At 61.1% G+C, this 650-nt stretch carries 2 protein-coding genes; both read left to right on the top strand.

What is annotated here, in order from left to right; translation table 11 throughout:
- The coding region (locus OP494_RS17145; protein ID WP_348521709.1) for a DUF6708 domain-containing protein at window positions 1-429 on the top strand (429 nt) is incomplete at its 5' end.
- Window positions 430-433: 4 nt separating this feature from the next.
- A complete protein-coding gene (locus OP494_RS17140) occupies window positions 434-565 on the top strand; it encodes a hypothetical protein (protein ID WP_280542792.1) in 132 nt (43 codons plus the stop codon).
- The last annotated feature ends 85 nt before the right edge of the window (window positions 566-650 follow it).

The following is a 650-nucleotide window of genomic DNA, read 5'->3' as shown; positions in this document are numbered from 1 at the left end:
CCCGACGATCAGGTGGTGACCAAGCAGCGCAAGCGCGAAATCCTGATGCTGTTCTTCTTCAAGCAGCGCACCGGTGCGGAGTATCACGACGTGGTCTTTCTCGGCGCGCCGCTGCGCAGCGATCACGAGCTCTATGCGCTGTGGGAGTACATCCGCCGCTACATGGAAGAGGGCCCGGAACGCATCCCCAAACCCAAGTGCATTCCCCGTTTTCCCTGGCCGTGGCGCTCGCTGCTGGCCCCCTGGAGCTTTCTGGAGAACAAGTGGGCAGCCGCGCCCTGGAGCCCGGGAATGATCGCGCTGGTGATCGTCGTTTCACCGCTCATGCTGGTTCACGCCACGGCGCACTGGTGTTCGCTGCTGCTGTGCTGGCCGGTCTACTGGCCGCGTAAGCTGCGCCGGGAAAGTACGGCATCCGAGCCGGTGTGAGGGAATGTTTGGTGAGGACGCGCTCGAGGCGTGGTGCCAGCGTTGTGCCTTTACTACCGAGAGCGTGCCCGATCATTACGCCGACTATGCGGAAGAAGTCGGTGCCTTTCACCAGGCTTTACAGGACGTGACCTGATGTATTTCGTTGAGTGGCTGATGCGCCGCACACTGACGGCGAGCAAGAAGGATATCACCGGGTTCGAGGGTGATATGAAAGAGTT

The organism is Chromohalobacter sp. 11-W (assembly GCF_029889905.1).
Classification (GTDB): domain Bacteria; phylum Pseudomonadota; class Gammaproteobacteria; order Pseudomonadales; family Halomonadaceae; genus Chromohalobacter.
The sequence above is the reverse complement of the archived record's forward strand: the minus strand, read 5'-3'. Positions and strand labels throughout refer to the sequence as shown.